The sequence below is a fragment of the Streptomyces sp. NPDC101776 genome, from assembly GCF_044766845.1.
Taxonomy (GTDB): domain Bacteria; phylum Actinomycetota; class Actinomycetes; order Streptomycetales; family Streptomycetaceae; genus Streptomyces.
The window spans coordinates 240,283-254,290 of the sequence record NZ_JBIWMV010000008.1 but is presented as its reverse complement, the minus strand read 5'-3'; the positions used below and the strand labels follow the sequence as shown (position 1 = coordinate 254,290).

Genomic DNA, 14,008 nt, shown 5'->3' with positions numbered 1-14,008 from the left:
GGGCCTTTCAGGAACCGAGCGAGGAGAGGACGTCGCGACGCAGTGCCACGCGCGCGGGATCGTCGTGCGCGGCACGGTCCCGTGGACGCGGTACCTCGCGTACGGCGACGAGTCGGCCCGCGCCGAGGAGGGCGACGCGGTCGCCGAGGTACAGGGCTTCGTCCACGTCATGGGTGACGAAGACGACCGTGGCGCCGGTGCCGCGCAACACCTCGACGAGCAGGTCCTGCATGCCGGCGCGGGTCTGGGCGTCGAGGGCGCCGAAGGGTTCGTCCATGAGGACGGCGCGGGGGGCTCCGGCGAGGGCGCGGGCCAGTTGGGCGCGCTGGCGTTGTCCGCCGGAGACGCGATGGGGCAACTGCCGTATGTGCGCGGCGAGTCCGACCCGGTCGAGCCAGTCATCGGCCTGGGCCCGGCGCTCGGTGCGCGACAACCCCTTGATGGCCAGCGGGAGTTCGACGTTGGCGCGCAGGGTGCGCCAGGGCAGGAGGGCGTCGTCCTGGAAGACCAGGGCGCGGTCGGCGGCGGGGCCCGTGAGGGGGTGGCCGTCCTGGGTGACCTCTCCGGCGAGGGGGGACAGCAGTCCGGCGAGGGTGCGGAGCAGCGTCGACTTGCCGCAGCCCGAGGGGCCTACGACGGTGAGGATCTCGCCGGGGGAGACGTCGAGGTCGATGTTGTCCAGGACGGGGGCATTGGGGCGGCCGAGGGTGGCGGAGCGCAGCGCCAGGGCCGCGCCGGTAGGGGAGTTGACCCGGGGGTCGGCCCAGGAGTCGGTCCGGGGGCCCGGCTGCGGGGCGGTCGGGGTGTCGGTTCCGCGGTTGGTCCGGGCGCGGGTCCGACCGCCGGTCCCGGGGGTGGTCCGGGCATCGGTCGGGTCGTGGGTCTCGGGGGTGGGTCGGGGGCCGGTTGGGTTGTGGGTTTCGGGGGTGGTCCGGGCATCGATCGGGCCGCCGGTCTCGGGGGTGGGTCGGGGGCCGGTTGGGTTGTGGGTTTCGGGGGTGGTCCGGGCATCGGTCCGGCCGCCGATCCCGGAGGCGGAGCGGGTATCGGCGCCCGCAACTGCTCCCGCAACTGCTCCCGCGTCGGCTCCCGTGCCGGAGCCCAAGTCGCCCCCGGAGACGGCCTTTTCCGCGCCATCGGAGTCGGCCCTCGCCTCGGTCCCGGCGTCGGTCCTCGCCTCGGTCCCGGAGTCCGTCCCGGACGGCGACCTGACCTCAGACGAGCTGTTCATGGGGCACGCCCTCCTGGGTTGTGGGGCTCGCCGGTGCGGTCGGTGTGCCTACTGGAGCGCCTGCCGCGGTACCGCTCGCACGGCGCGGAGCGCGGCCCGTCGGGACGTACGACGTGCGCGGGAGCCAGTGGGTCAGGCGGCGGCCGAGGAGTTCGACGGCCGTGGACGTGAGCCAGCCGAGCAGGCCGATCGTGACCATGCCGACGAAGACGCCCGGGTAGTCGACGACCGTGTAGTCCTGCCAGGTGCGGTAGCCGACGCCGTACTGGCCGGAGATCATCTCGGCGGAGATCACACAGATCCACGAGACGCCGATGCCGACCGACAGGCCGCCGAAGATGCCGGGCAGCGCGCCCGGCAGGACCACCGAGAAGAGGATCCGCCACCGGCCGCCGCCCATCGTGCGAACCGCCTCCTCCCATACGGGAGTCAGCGCGCGGACGGCGTGGCGGGTGGAGACCAGGACGGGGAAGAAGGCGGCCGTGCAGGTGATGAAGACGATGCCCTGTTCGTTGGAGGGGAAGAGGAGGATCGCGACGGGGACCAGGGCGATCGCGGGGATCGGGCGCAGGACCTCGACGAGCGGGCCGAGCAGGTCCTCGGCGAGGCGCGAGCGGGCCACGAGCACGCCCGCCGCCACGCCCAGGACAGCGGCCAGGGCGAAGCCGGTGAGGATGCGGGTGAGGCTGTCGGTGAGGTCCGTCCAGTAGTCGTCGCCGGTGACGCGGTCGGCGAAGGCGCGGGCCACGTCGGCGACGGTGGGGAACTGCGAGAAACGCACCCACAGGTTCACGTTCAGGCTGGTCAGCAACTGCCAGATGCCGAGGGCGCCGGCCAGCGAGCCGAGCCGGAGGGCGTAGCGGCCCGCCCGCCGTGGATATCGCGGCACGTACCGGCCCGCCCGATTCGGACTCCCGCTCACGACGCCCCCTCCAGAGCCTCGGCGTACGTCACGACCCGGGCGCCCCCGTGCGCGGCGACGTACGCCTGCGCGGTCGCCGGTGCGACGAACGGCAGCGACTTCGACCCATCGCTCACCCACACCGCCTTGTCGGCGAACCAGAGCGTGCCGGTGGTGGCGTCGGGGACGTAGGCGGCGCGGATGGTGGTGGGGTGCGCGGAGACGTAACTCAGCAGCTGAGAGGGGGACTTGAAGGTGAGGGTCTTCTCGGAGCCCTTGGGCCAGACCTCGCTCGCGGCGGCCGGTGGCTTCGCGGCGAGTCGGCGGGCGTAGGCAGTCGCGCCCAGGGCCTGCTTCACGTACTGGTCGTCCACGAAGGCATCGACGTCGACGTCCCCGACGAGCTTCGCCGACTTCAGGACCGCGACGTCCTGCTGGAGGGCGGAGACCAGTTGGGGCTTGAGGGCCGGGTCGAAGGTGGCGATGCCGTGGGCGCCGTTGTAGAGGTACACGACCTCGGCGGGCAGGCCGGTGGCCTTGGCGACCTTCTCGGCGGCGGTCACCGGGTGGGCGGTGAGGTAGTCGGTCGCCTGGGCCTGGGCTTTGAGGAACGCGTCGAGTACGGCGGGGTGTTGCTTCGCGAAGTTCTCGCGGGCGGTGACGCCGTGGAAGGTGGGGAGGTTCAGTTGGGCACCGTCGTAGAGGGCTTTCGCCCGGCCCTGGTAGGCGAGCAGGCCGGGCCAGGCGACGAACTGGGAGAGCGCGTCCGTGCTGCCCGCCGTGAGGGCCGAAGCACCCACCGCCGGCTGCTGGTTGAGCTTCTCGATGCCCTTGTCGGGGTCGATGCCGGCGCGTTGCAGGGCGCGGACGAGGGTGCCGTCGGCGGCGGAGCCGACACTCGTGGAGACCTTCTTGCCCTTGAGGTCCTTCAGGGAGGTGAGGTGCGAACTCGGCGCGGTGACAATGGTGTTGAGGCCGCCGCGCAGGTTGTAGCCGGTGACGGAGACGAGGCGCGTGGGCTGGCCGAGCTGTTTGCCGCGGGCCGCGTTGATGAGGAGCGGGAAGTCGCCCATCGAGCCGATGTCGATCTTCCCGGCGGTCATCTGCGCGGTGATGGGGGCGCCGGTCGCGTAGTCCTGCCAGTCGACCTTGTAGGTGTGGCCGTCGTACAGGGCGTTGAGCTGCTGCTCGAAGTAGCCGAGGGAGCGCAGGAGGGTGCCGGCGGTGACGGTGTTGATGGTCTTCGACTGGTAGCCGATGGTGACGGTGACCGTGCTGCCGCTACCGGCCTCCGCGCTGCCGCCGCAGCCGGACAGGGGGAGCAGCAGGGCGACTGCGGACAGGGCGACTGCCGTGCGTTTCATGGGAGTTCGGGCCTCTCACCGGAGCAGATAGGGCATGTTGACCGTGACGGCTCCGGTGGGACAGCGGGCCGCGCACGGGCCGCAGTACCAGCACTCGTCGACGTGCATGTAGGCCTTGCCGTTGCTCTCGTCGATGGCCAGGGAGTCCAGCGGGCACATGTCGACGCACAGGGTGCAGCCGTCGATGCACTTCGACTCGTCGATCGTCACGGGCACGTCGGCCCGCTGGGGCGCCAAGGGCATGGCTGTCTCCAGGGAGGTGCTTCAGAGAACGGGGTGAGGTCAGAGGGAGCGGTGCAGCAGGCCGCTCATGGTGATGCGGTCGCCGCGGAAGCGGATGAACTCCAGGTCGACCGGGCGGCCGTCGGCGAGGTGCGTGAGCCGTTCCAGCATCAGGACGGCGGCACCGCGCGGCGCTTCGAGTACGGCGGCGGAGTGCGCGTCCGCGTTGACGGCCTCCAGGGTGATCTCGGCGTGGCCGAGCCCCTGCCCGGTGATGGTCTCCAGGAGGCGGAAGACGTCGGTGTTCTCCAGGTCGGCGTCGAGCAGCGCGGTGCCGATGTCGAGCGGGAGGTAGGTGAGGTCGAGGGAGAGGGGGATGCCGTTCAGGCGGCGCAGGCGTTCGATGTAGAGGACGTCGGTGCCGGGCTGTACGTGGAGGCGTTCGGCGACGGGGGCCGGTGCGGGGGCGGGGCCCAGGGTGCGGACCTCGTTGGTGACCCGGCCGTGTTCGCGCAGGGTCTCCGCGAGGCCCATCAGCCGGTCCAGGCCGTGCGGGTACTTCCGTGCGACGACGACCGTGCCGACGCCGGGGAGCCGGTCGACGAGGCCTTCCGCGCGGAGCAGGTCCAGGGCCTGGCGGACCGTGTTGCGGGAGGCGCCGTAGTCCGTGGCGAGGGTGGACTCGTGCGGGAGTGTGCCGTCCGGGAACCCGTCGGCGAGGAGCTCGTGGCGCAGCAGATCGGCGAGCTGCCGGGCCTGGTCGGCACGCAGCCGGCGCCGCGCGCGGTGGGCGGCGACGGTGGTCGCGCCCTGTCCGGCGTGGTCGCGGATGCGGTCCGTGGGTGGCATGTCTCGAACCATAGCGAGCCGGTAGGGAACCGAGTGTTGCTGGAGTGTTGCGCCACCGGGGACTCCGGCGGTGGGGCGGTTGAGCTGGGCGGATGGTTGGTCGCGGGGGACATCTGCCACGTTCGGGGTGGGGGCGGAGTTGGACGGGCGCCGGGTTGGTGTGGTCGGCCCGGAGACGTCAGCCGAGGGGCAGCAGCAACGTCCGGCAGGTCACGAGTGTCTACTGCGGTGCGGTGCGGTGCCGTGCCGTGCGGTCGCGGCTGAAGCTGTCGCCGGGTGCTGTCCCGAATGCCGCCGGCCGTCAGCCCAGCGCCGTCAACCCCGGTGCGAACACGATCAGCAGGGGCAGCAGCGGGACCAGTGCCGCGACCGTAGTCGTCAGGGCGCGGCGTCGGCGGCCCAGTCTCGGTCGGGGGTCCAGGAGGCGGTCCACTCGTTCGCCGAGGAGGCGGTGGCTGGAGGCGCAGGAGAGGACGCCTCGGTGGTTGTTCAGTTCGATCAGGGCCAGTGCCGTGGTCAGGTGCCCGCACTGCCGGGAGGCCGTGTCGTCCGCGGCCAGCTCGACCAGCCGGTGGGTCTGGTCGCAGAAGTGGGTGAACACGGGGACGCGCGGGAAACCCGAGGCCAGCGCGGTCGACAGGTGCAGCAGCCAGTCGTGGTGGGCGCGGGCGTGACCGCGTTCGTGCGTGAGGACGGCGTCGAGCTGGTGGCCGGTGAGGCGGTGCAGGGCGCCCGTGGTGACGACGAGTTGGGGCGGATGGCCGGGCATCCACCAGGCGTCCGGGTACTCGTCCTCCAGGACCAGGAGGGGCCCGCGCGCCGGGGGCAGGCCGGCCGGCAGGTCGGGGGCGCGCTCGCGCAGATGCGCGCGGGCCTGGCCGCGACGGCGCCGGGCCTCGGCGAGTTCGCGGGCCAGCATCGCCGTCGTCCAGGCCGCCCCGCACGCCAGCGACAGCGTGAGGGCGACCGCCCAGACGGGGGCGGCGGAGAGGTCGTAGGCCGCGGTGACGGCGGGCGGCGCGGGGGCGAAGACATGGTCGCGGACGGTGTGGAAGACGGCGGCTGCGCCGAGGACCAGGGCGGCCAGGCAGCAGAGCAGGACCGTGGCGACCAGGCACTGCCACACCCACAGGCCGACCACGGGTTCCCGTTCGGGCCACACGGCCCGGGTCAGCGCGCGCGGAGCCGGAACGGCGGCCGAGAGGGCGACGACGCTCAGCAGGAGCAGGCAGACGGTCATGCCACGGGCTCCGGATCCTGGTCGGGGAACAAACAGAACAAACGGAAGGAAGAGAAAGGAAGGGAAAGGAGGAGAAGGGAGGAGAAGGGAAGAAAAGGGACTGAAGAGCGGGGTGCGAGAGGTACGGGTGCGGCTTACCCGAGGGCGAGCGCACTTCTCGTGTGTCGCCCGCCGTCAGTATGACTGCCCCGGCGCCCGGCGTCCCTGGGACGACGAGCACCGGGCACACCCGCGACCCGCCTCAGCCCCGCCCCACGATCCGCCCGGTCACCTCCCCCAGACCCACCCGCGTCCCGCCCACCCCCGGCGCCCACGCCGACAGGGTCACCACATCCCCGTCCTCCAGGAACGTCCGCTTGCCGTCCGGGAGTTCGAGGGTGTCGCGGCCGTTCCAGGTCAGCTCCAGCAGGGAACCCCGCTCGCGTTCCGTCGGTCCGCTGACCGTGCCCGAGCCGTACAGGTCGCCGGTGCGCAGGGACGCGCCGTTGGCCGTCATCTGGGCGAGTTGCTGCGCGGCCGTCCAGTACATGGTGGAGAACGGCGGCTCGGAGACGACATGGCCGTTGATCGCGACCGAGATGCGGAGGTCGTAGCCGCCGGGTTCCTCGGACGAGTCGTCCAGATAGGGGAGAAGGGTGTGTGTGCGCTCCGGCGGCGCCACCCGCGACTCCTCCAGCGCGTCCAGCGGGGTGATCCACGCCGACACCGACGTCGCGAAGGACTTGCCGAGGAACGGGCCGAGGGGGACGTACTCCCAGGCCTGGATGTCGCGTGCCGACCAGTCGTTGAGGAGGCACAGGCCGAAGACGTGTTCGCGGAAGTCGGCGAGGGCGACCGGCCGGCCCAGCTCCGACGGTGCGCCGACCACGAAACCGACCTCCGCCTCGATGTCCAGGCGGACGGACGGGCCGAAGACCGGCGCCGGGTCGGCCGGGGACTTCCGCTGCCCGGACGGTCGTACGACATCCGTGTCCGAGACCACGATCGTGCCCGCGCGGCCGTGGTAACCGATCGGCAGGTGCTTCCAGTTGGGGGTCAGGGAGTCGGGCGCGTCGGGGCGGAAGATGCGGCCGACGTTCCGGGCGTGGTTCTCCGAGGCGTAGAAGTCGACGTAGTCCGCGACCTCGAAGGGGAGGTGCAGGGTCACCGCGGAGAGGGGATGGAAGTACGGGGTGATCGTCTCCTGGTGGGACGGGACCGTCACCCATGCCGTCAGCGCGCGCCGGACGTCCGACCAGGCCGTGCGGCCCGCGGCGAGCAGCGGGCCCAGGCTCGGGTGCGCGAGGAGGGAGACGTACGGCGAGCCGAGCGCCTCCGCCGCCGCGCCCGCGTCGAGCACATGGTCGCCGAGCCGGACGCCGACGGTCCGCTGCTCCGAGCCCACGGGCGAGAAGACGCCGTAGGGCAGGTTGTGCGGGCCGAAAGGGTCGCCCTCGGGAAGATCGAAGGGGGGCATGGGTGCTGCCTCACTCTCGTACGTACTCGCATGTGGCCGCGCCACACGTTACGGGTGAGTTGCGGCAACCGGCAGTGTCTAAAGAGTTCGCAATGTCCGAATAGGCCTTGTCGGAAGGGGCAATTCCGGCTTAGCGTCCTTTGGGGGACATGGACGGGGTGGGTCCGGTCCGTAGGGGGGACACGTGGGGGGACCCGTGGCCGATCGCACCAGTGGCGTGCCTTTCGAGGCCGACCGCGAAGTGCCGGGCCTGATCGTCAAGTTCGGCGCCTATCCGCTGCATCACGGCGGCGTGGGCGCGATCCGCAGTCTGGGGCGCCTCGGCGTGCCGATGTATGCGATAACGGAGGACCGTTACACGCCGGCGGCCGCGTCCCGTTATCTGGAGCGCGCGTTCGTCTGGCCGACGACCGGCACGGAGGAACCAGGACGACTGGTCGAGGGACTGCTGCGCATCGGGCGCCGGATCGGCCGTCCGACCGTCCTCATCCCCACCGACGAGGAGGCCGCCGTCCTGATCGCCGAACACCAGGACGCGCTCGGCCACCGCTTCCTCTTCCCGCGTGTGGAACGGGAGTTACCCCGCCACCTCGCGAGCAAGCAGGGGCTGCACGAACTCTGCGTGGAACACGGCATACCCAGCCCCACGGCCGCCTTCCCGCGGTCGTACGACGACATCGTCGACTTCGCGGAGAAGGCCCGCTTCCCGATCGTGGCCAAGAACAGGGAGGCGTTCGTACGACGCTCCCGGCCGGCCGTCAGCGGTACGACGAGGATCGCGACCCGCGAGGGGCTGCTCGCGCTCGCCCGGGACTGGGGCGAGCACCCCGGGGTGATCCTCCAGGAGTACCTGCCGAGGGAGGACGCCGAGGACTGGATCGTGCACGCCTACTTCGACCAGGACTCCACCCCGCTCGCCATGTTCACCGGCGTCAAGGTCCGCTCCTGGCCGCCGCACGCGGGGATGACCGCAAATGCATACGTGGTCGACAATCCGGAACTCTCGGACCTCGCCGCCCGTTTCATCAAACAGATCGGCTTCACCGGAATCATCGACCTCGACCTGCGCTTCGACCGGCGCGACGGTCGGTACAAACTGCTCGACTTCAACCCCCGTATGGGCGCCCAGTTCCGGCTCTTCGAGAACGAGTCGGGGGTGGACGTCGTCCGCGCCATGCACCTCGACCTGACCGGCCGCTCCGTCCCGGAGGGGGAACAGCGCGCCGGCCACCGGTACATCGTGGAGAACATCGACCTGCCCGCCCTCCTCGCCTACCGCCGCAGCGGCTATACGACGCCGCACGCGCCGGCTAGGGCGAGCGGGACGGAGCTGGCCTGGCTCGCGGGTGACGACCTGCGGCCGTTCTTCACGATGCTCGCCCGCTTCGTACGGCCGGGCGCGAAGCATCTGTATCAGCTGTGGCGCACCAACCGCCGTGGCAGCGGCACGAGTTAGCAGCAGCAGCCCACAGCAGCCAATGACCTCTGGCAGCAGCACCAGAACGAAGTGACGAATTGACGTCCTGGGGAGGGACTTCGTGATTCAACCGGTAGCAATCATCGGCGCCGGGCCGTTCGGCCTGTCCACCGCCGCGCATCTGCGGGCGCGCGGCATTCCGGTCCGTGTCTTCGGCGAGCCCATGGTCAGTTGGCGTGACCACATGCCCGCCGGGATGCTTCTCAAGTCGACCCCGGCCGCCTCCAACTTCGACGCCCCGCAGCCCGGCCACAACCTCGTCGACTACTGCGACGCGGCCGGCATCCCCCGCCTGGTCACCGACGAGGACATCATCCCCATCGAGACCTTCATCGGCTACGGCGAGTGGTTCCAGCAGAAACTGGTGCCCGAGCTGGAGCGGGTACGGGTCGTCTCCGTGGATCAGAACAAGGGCGGCGGCTTCGAACTCAAGCTGGACTCGGGAGAGTTGTTCACGGCCCGCGCGGTCGTGGTCGCGACCGGGCTCTACGGCCTGGCCCACCTCCCGCCGGAGCTGGCGGCAGCGGCGGCCGACGGACCGACGCCCACCGGTCCCGTCTCGCACAGTTCCCAGCACCACGACCTGAGCGGGTTCAAGGGCAAGGACCTGATCGTCGTCGGCGCCGGGCAGTCCGCGCTGGAGACGGCGGCGCTCGCGGCGGAGGCGGGCGCGCAGGTCCGGATCGTCTCGCGCGGGCGCGGCCGGGTCGCCTTCGGCGCACCGCCGTGGGACCAGCCGAAGCTGCGCCCCGAGTCGCCCTTCGGGCGTGCCTGGTCGCTGTGGGCGCTGAGTTACTACCCCCAGCCGTACCGCTACCTCCCCGAGCAGACCCGCCACTACCTGGTGCGCCGGGTGCTCGGTCCGCTCGGCGCGTGGTGGCTCAAGGACCGGTTCCAGGGCAAGGTGCAGGTCAGCGAGGTCGACCGGATCGTACGGGCGGACGCGACGACCGGCAGCCCGGTCCTGACGGTCGCCGCGCCGGGCGGCGGCACCGAGCAACTCGCCGCCGACCACGTCATATCGGCGACGGGCTATCGGGTCGACATCGCGGCGATGGACTTCCTGGGGCACGAGCTGCGCACCCGACTCGCGGTGAGCCGGGGCACGCCGAAGCTCGGGGCCGGGTATGTGTCGTCCGTGCCGGGGGTGTACTTCACGGGGCTGCCGGCCGCGTCGTCGTACGGGCCGGTGATGCGGTTCGTGTGCGGCACGGAGTTCGCGTCACCGCGACTGGCGAAGCATCTGGCGGCGGCACACGGGTAGTTGACGGGCTGTCAGTTCCCTGCGGTCGACGATCGGGCGACGCGGAAGCCCACGTCGTCGACGCGGAAGGTCGGGTGGCTGCGGCGTCGTACGGAGGCGCGGCAGCTCCAGTGCTCGTCGAACCAGCCGCCGCCGCGCAGTACGCGGTAGCTGCCGTAGACCTCGGGGTCGTAGAGGTCCCAGCACCACTCCCACACGTTGCCCAGCATGTCGTGCAGGCCCCAGGGGTTGGGCAGTCGGCCGCCCGGTTCGTGGGGCCGCTCCTCGGAGTTGCCGCGATGCCAGGCGATGTCGTCGAGCGGTCCGTAGCGCGGGCCGCTCGTGCCGGCCCGGCAGGCGTACTCCCACTCGGCTTCGGTGGGGAGACGGTAGCCGTCGGCGGAGGGGTCCGCCCATGCGACGGCCTCGCCGTGGGCGTCCAGGGCGTACGCGGGCGTCAACTCCTCTTGCCGCGAAAGGGAGTTGCAGAACAACACCGCGTCCCGCCACGACACGGTCTCCACGGGGAGGTGGTCGCTGCCGTGCGCGGTGCTGGGGTGTTCGCCGGTGACCTGGGCGTACTGCGCCTGGGTGACGGGGAGGGTGCCGAGGTGGAAGGGGGCGAGGTCGACCGTCCAACTGCGTTCCGTGCGGCGGTCGGAGAGGGTGACCTGCCCGGACGGTACGGGGGTCAGCTCGATGTGCGGGGTGGTGCCCATGCGTTACGTCAGCTCCAGGAGCATCGGGCGGAGGCGGGTCGCCAACTCCGGTGCGGAAAGGTCCGGTTTGGCCGTGGCCGCAGTGATCGTCGCGGTCGGCGCGCGGTGTCGCGGGTCAGGGCGTTGGTGACGCGAGTTGTCGGCAGATCAGCTGGTGAGCGAGTTGTGCCGTCGCGAGCAGGTCCTCGCGAGGCGTGTCGACGTTGGACCGCACTGACAATCCGTGCCAGACGGATTGGATGAGCCCGGTCAGGACCGCTGCGTTGGTACCCGCGGCCAGTTCCCCGTCCTGGACCGCTCGTTGGATGCGTACGAGGAGGGCCTGCTCGTTCGAGCTGTGCAGGTCGGCGACGTAGGCGCTGGTATCGAGCGTGCTCGTGCTGTCGGTCATCACGGCGCTGCTGATGAGACATCCGGGGTGCGTGTCGCTGGGCCGGGTGAACTCGTGGACCGAGTCGGTGAGGATGCGTTCGATGACCGTCTGGATGTCCTTCTCGGCGACAGCCTGCTGGTAGATCTCGCGGTAGCGCTCGGCGTAGGTCCGCACCGCTTCCTCGAACAGTCCGGCCTTGCTGCCGAACGCGGCGTAGAGGCTGGAGGTGGAAAGCCCCAGGGTCGCGGCCAGGGTGCGGGTCGAGGTGCCGGAGTAGCCGCGTCGCCAGAAGAGGCGAGCGGCGTCAAGGACCGCACCGTCGCGGTCGAAGGCTCGGGGGCGTCCGCGGTTGCGTTCGGTCACGCTTGCATTGTAGATCGTTCGCTCCATAATGGATTTATGGAGCGAACGATTCAAAAGAAGCTTGCAGTCGGCGGGGACAGCTGGGTCACGGTCGATGTGTACGGGGAGCCGGATGCCCCGGGCCTCGTCGTCGTCCCGGGCGTGATGAGCGACGCGCATACGTGGCGCCACGTTGCGGGCGCCATCGACGCCTGGCCCTCAGTGGTAGTCGTAAACCGTCGGGGACGTGCCTCCTCAGGGCCGTTGACCGATTCCTACTCGCTGCGGACGGAGGTTGAGGACCTCGGCGTGGTCCTTGACGAGTTCGACAACGCGAGGGCCCTCTTCGGCTGGAGCTACGGCGGCTTGATCAGCTTGCTGGCAGCCAACGATCGCCCGATTCCCCAGGTGATCGCCTACGAGCCGGTGATGCGGCCATTCGGACGCCATGCACTGCCGGACCTGAAGAACGCGGCGGAGACCGCGGACTGGGATCGCTGCGTCGAGATCGTCAATCGGCAGATCTCCGGCTTCTCCGCCGCGCATGTCGAGGATCTCCGGGCCGACCGGCAGAGTTGGGCGATCCTGCGCCGCCTGAGCGGACCGCTGTACGCCGAACTCGGCGCGCTCAACACGGCACCGCCTCCGGATGCGATGGCGCGACAGGCGGATCAAGTCGACCTGATCATCGGGCAGAGCAACCGCGGAACGGCCCCCTACGGAGTGTCGTTCGACCACGTGCGAGAGCACGTCGCTCACGCCGGAGTCCACGAACTCCCCGGCCAGGGCCACCTGGCCCACATTCAGGCGCCGGCAGAGCTTGGCCACCTGCTCAACAACCTCGCCGCCGTCTGACGGGCACCCATGCCGACGCGCCGTTCTCCATTGAGGGCCGCAGACGACTCGTCGAACGATGCGTGTCACGTCCGATCGCCCACGGTGCCGCGGAGACGGGCATCTCCAGGGCATGCGCGTCCCAGTGGGTCAACCGGTACCGTCGGCATGGTCAGTTCGGCCCGCACGACCGGTCCTCCACACTCCACCGTCACCCCGCAGCCATACCGGGCGAGGTAGCCGAAACAGCGACCACCCCGGGCAGTCAGCCGGAACAACAAGAAGACCGGCCGTGGAGGGTATGTGTACCCACACCCCGCGATCGACGGGCACACCCGCCTCGCCTGCACCGAGCCAGGGCGTGGTTTGCCGCACACGGCATCACCCGCATCGAACGGTTCGTCACCGACAATGGCGCCTGCTGCGGCGCCGACGCGTTCACCCACGCCCTGCTCGGCTCACGGCACCAGCGGATCCGACCGCGGCGACACTCGGCCGGACCGTCACCGTGCTGATCGGGTTTGGCTTGTGCACCACGGCAGTTGGGCATTGTCGCCGGAGGTTGGGCACCAGTAGGTTCGGGCCACCGATGTTCGAGCGACGGGGAATGCGGGGCCTGGCGTGGCACTGCTGGACACACTGCTGACAACGGGCGTCGGGGCACTGTCCGCCACGGCCGGGGTCCTGGTCGGGGGCATCGTCACGCACCGGGCCCAGGACCGTCAGTGGCTGCGGGACAAGCAGCTGCTCGCCTACCAGGAACTGATCAGCCACTACGCCAAGTTCACGATGACCATCAGCCGCGCCCACGCCGGCCGGCAGGGATGGGACTACGACTGGAGCGAGTAGAGCGCGGCCCTGACCCGCGCCAGCCTGGTCGCCCCCGCGGCCGTCGCGACCGAGATCGACAACTTCGGCAAGGCCGTCAACGGGTTCCTGAACACGGTGGCGCGCGACCCGGCGCGCGACCCGACGCGTGATCCGTTGAGTCAGGAGGAGTTCACCCAGGCCGGCAGGGCGCCTGCCCGAGCGCAGGTGCAGTTGGTCAACGCCATACGACGCTCACTGAGCAAAGACCAAAAGGCATTGTCCTTCGGGATGGGCGGATCCCTCGCGGGCAGTTCCGACGACACCTGACAGACGCGGCACGGCCGGACGGTTCCCCTGTCCCGTCGTTGTCAGTGGGGCACGGCATGCTCCGGGGATGCGCTACCCGACGTGGACCTCGGATCGCATGTTCGTCTCCTACTGGCAGTACTGCCTACAGGGCGACGAATTCCTCGGCGAGTACGACGACGCCGACACGGTCAGGCGGATCTTCGAGGGAAACAGCCTGGCGGCAGGCGGCCCGGAACATCTCACGGTGCTCGCGGGCACCCACACCGGCTGGATACGCCTGACCACTCGGCAGTGCGCGGACGCACCCCCGCTGCCGGGTCAGGAGTGGGAGACCGTGGTGGACGTGAGCATCTGCAGTACGAGTGGCAGCCTGCGGTTGTTCCGGTGGGGCGGTGACGTCGAGGAGGACGCGGGGAACTTCGCGACGGCCGGGGCGGGTTGGTACCGGGTCCGTGTGCAGGCGCGGGAACGCGACGAGGGCGCCGGGCACGAAGGGGACACCCCGGTGGAGGAGCACTTCCTCGGCGTGTGGCCGGCGCCGCCCGAACCCGACACGGTGCATTGTGCGAACGACGCGTTCGGCCGCGGGCACTATGACCCAACTCGGGCTCCTGGCCGGCCTGTTCAGCCTTGAGCCG

General features: G+C 70.6%; 14 protein-coding genes and 1 pseudogene. 6 read left to right on the top strand and 9 right to left on the bottom strand.

Annotation, left to right across the window (positions count from 1 at the left end):
- Window positions 1-7 precede the first annotated feature (7 nt).
- The 7 genes from ACIRRY_RS25810 to fahA form a co-directional block, all read right to left on the bottom strand.
- On the bottom strand, window positions 8-727 hold the full coding sequence (locus ACIRRY_RS25810; protein ID WP_403977002.1) for an ABC transporter ATP-binding protein: 720 nt from the start codon (window positions 725-727) through the stop codon (window positions 8-10).
- Between the two features lie 487 nt (window positions 728-1,214).
- Entirely contained in the window at window positions 1,215-2,153 is a 939-nt protein-coding gene (locus ACIRRY_RS25805; RefSeq protein WP_403976786.1) for an ABC transporter permease, read from the bottom strand.
- A complete protein-coding gene (locus ACIRRY_RS25800) occupies window positions 2,150-3,496 on the bottom strand; it encodes an ABC transporter substrate-binding protein (RefSeq protein WP_403976784.1) in 1,347 nt (448 codons plus the stop codon). Before ACIRRY_RS25800 ends, ACIRRY_RS25805 begins: the two co-directional genes overlap by 4 nt.
- Before the next feature lie 15 nt (window positions 3,497-3,511).
- Window positions 3,512-3,739, bottom strand: a complete 228-nt coding sequence (locus ACIRRY_RS25795; protein ID WP_010986276.1) for a ferredoxin family protein — start codon at window positions 3,737-3,739, stop codon at window positions 3,512-3,514.
- A 39-nt stretch (window positions 3,740-3,778) separates the two neighbouring features.
- Window positions 3,779-4,567 carry a GntR family transcriptional regulator gene (locus ACIRRY_RS25790; RefSeq protein WP_403976782.1) on the bottom strand — a complete coding sequence of 263 codons (789 nt, stop codon included), beginning with the start codon at window positions 4,565-4,567 and terminating at the stop codon, window positions 3,779-3,781.
- A 301-nt stretch (window positions 4,568-4,868) separates the two neighbouring features.
- Entirely contained in the window at window positions 4,869-5,807 is a 939-nt protein-coding gene (locus ACIRRY_RS25785; protein ID WP_403976780.1) for a M56 family metallopeptidase, read from the bottom strand.
- A 241-nt stretch (window positions 5,808-6,048) separates the two neighbouring features.
- Window positions 6,049-7,263 carry a fumarylacetoacetase gene (fahA, locus tag ACIRRY_RS25780; protein ID WP_403976778.1) on the bottom strand — a complete coding sequence of 405 codons (1,215 nt, stop codon included), beginning with the start codon at window positions 7,261-7,263 and terminating at the stop codon, window positions 6,049-6,051.
- Window positions 7,264-7,480: 217 nt separating this feature from the next.
- Here fahA and ACIRRY_RS25775 point away from each other — a divergent pair, with 217 nt between their 5' ends.
- The gene (locus ACIRRY_RS25775; protein ID WP_403977000.1) at window positions 7,481-8,719 is read left to right on the top strand and encodes an ATP-grasp domain-containing protein; all 1,239 of its coding nucleotides are present in this window, start codon (window positions 7,481-7,483) and stop codon (window positions 8,717-8,719) included.
- A gap of 82 nt (window positions 8,720-8,801) precedes the next feature.
- Entirely contained in the window at window positions 8,802-10,004 is a 1,203-nt protein-coding gene (locus tag ACIRRY_RS25770; protein WP_403976776.1) for an NAD(P)-binding domain-containing protein, read from the top strand.
- A gap of 11 nt (window positions 10,005-10,015) precedes the next feature.
- Here ACIRRY_RS25770 and ACIRRY_RS25765 read toward each other — a convergent pair whose 3' ends face one another.
- Together ACIRRY_RS25765 and ACIRRY_RS25760 are read right to left on the bottom strand one after the other, a co-directional pair.
- Window positions 10,016-10,702 carry a formylglycine-generating enzyme family protein gene (locus ACIRRY_RS25765; protein WP_403976774.1) on the bottom strand — a complete coding sequence of 229 codons (687 nt, stop codon included), beginning with the start codon at window positions 10,700-10,702 and terminating at the stop codon, window positions 10,016-10,018.
- 115 nt (window positions 10,703-10,817) lie between these two features.
- Window positions 10,818-11,438: a TetR/AcrR family transcriptional regulator gene (locus ACIRRY_RS25760; protein ID WP_403976772.1), complete on the bottom strand. Its 621-nt coding sequence runs from the start codon at window positions 11,436-11,438 to the stop codon at window positions 10,818-10,820.
- Window positions 11,439-11,474: 36 nt separating this feature from the next.
- Here ACIRRY_RS25760 and ACIRRY_RS25755 point away from each other — a divergent pair, with 36 nt between their 5' ends.
- From ACIRRY_RS25755 to ACIRRY_RS25740, 4 genes and pseudogenes are all read left to right on the top strand, one after another.
- A complete protein-coding gene (locus tag ACIRRY_RS25755; protein ID WP_403976770.1) occupies window positions 11,475-12,272 on the top strand; it encodes an alpha/beta fold hydrolase in 798 nt (265 codons plus the stop codon).
- A pseudogene (locus ACIRRY_RS25750) lies at window positions 12,269-12,733 on the top strand (leucine zipper domain-containing protein); the annotation flags it as partial. The gene ACIRRY_RS25755 and the pseudogene ACIRRY_RS25750, both read left to right, overlap by 4 nt.
- A gap of 139 nt (window positions 12,734-12,872) precedes the next feature.
- Window positions 12,873-13,100 carry a hypothetical protein gene (locus tag ACIRRY_RS25745; protein ID WP_403976768.1) on the top strand — a complete coding sequence of 76 codons (228 nt, stop codon included), beginning with the start codon at window positions 12,873-12,875 and terminating at the stop codon, window positions 13,098-13,100.
- A 355-nt stretch (window positions 13,101-13,455) separates the two neighbouring features.
- The gene (locus ACIRRY_RS25740; RefSeq protein ID WP_403976766.1) at window positions 13,456-14,004 is read left to right on the top strand and encodes a hypothetical protein; all 549 of its coding nucleotides are present in this window, start codon (window positions 13,456-13,458) and stop codon (window positions 14,002-14,004) included.
- The last annotated feature ends 4 nt before the right edge of the window (window positions 14,005-14,008 follow it).

Coding starts and splice junctions, on each gene's coding strand:
- ACIRRY_RS25790 (WP_403976782.1), bottom strand. CDS start 4,567: ATGCCACCCACGGACCGCATCCGCGACCACGCCGGACAGGGCGCGACC.
- ACIRRY_RS25765 (WP_403976774.1), bottom strand. CDS start 10,702: ATGGGCACCACCCCGCACATCGAGCTGACCCCCGTACCGTCCGGGCAG.
- ACIRRY_RS25800 (WP_403976784.1), bottom strand. CDS start 3,496: ATGAAACGCACGGCAGTCGCCCTGTCCGCAGTCGCCCTGCTGCTCCCC.
- ACIRRY_RS25785 (WP_403976780.1), bottom strand. CDS start 5,807: ATGACCGTCTGCCTGCTCCTGCTGAGCGTCGTCGCCCTCTCGGCCGCC.
- ACIRRY_RS25740 (WP_403976766.1), top strand. CDS start 13,456: ATGCGCTACCCGACGTGGACCTCGGATCGCATGTTCGTCTCCTACTGG.
- ACIRRY_RS25755 (WP_403976770.1), top strand. CDS start 11,475: ATGGAGCGAACGATTCAAAAGAAGCTTGCAGTCGGCGGGGACAGCTGG.
- ACIRRY_RS25795 (WP_010986276.1), bottom strand. CDS start 3,739: ATGCCCTTGGCGCCCCAGCGGGCCGACGTGCCCGTGACGATCGACGAG.
- fahA (WP_403976778.1), bottom strand. CDS start 7,263: ATGCCCCCCTTCGATCTTCCCGAGGGCGACCCTTTCGGCCCGCACAAC.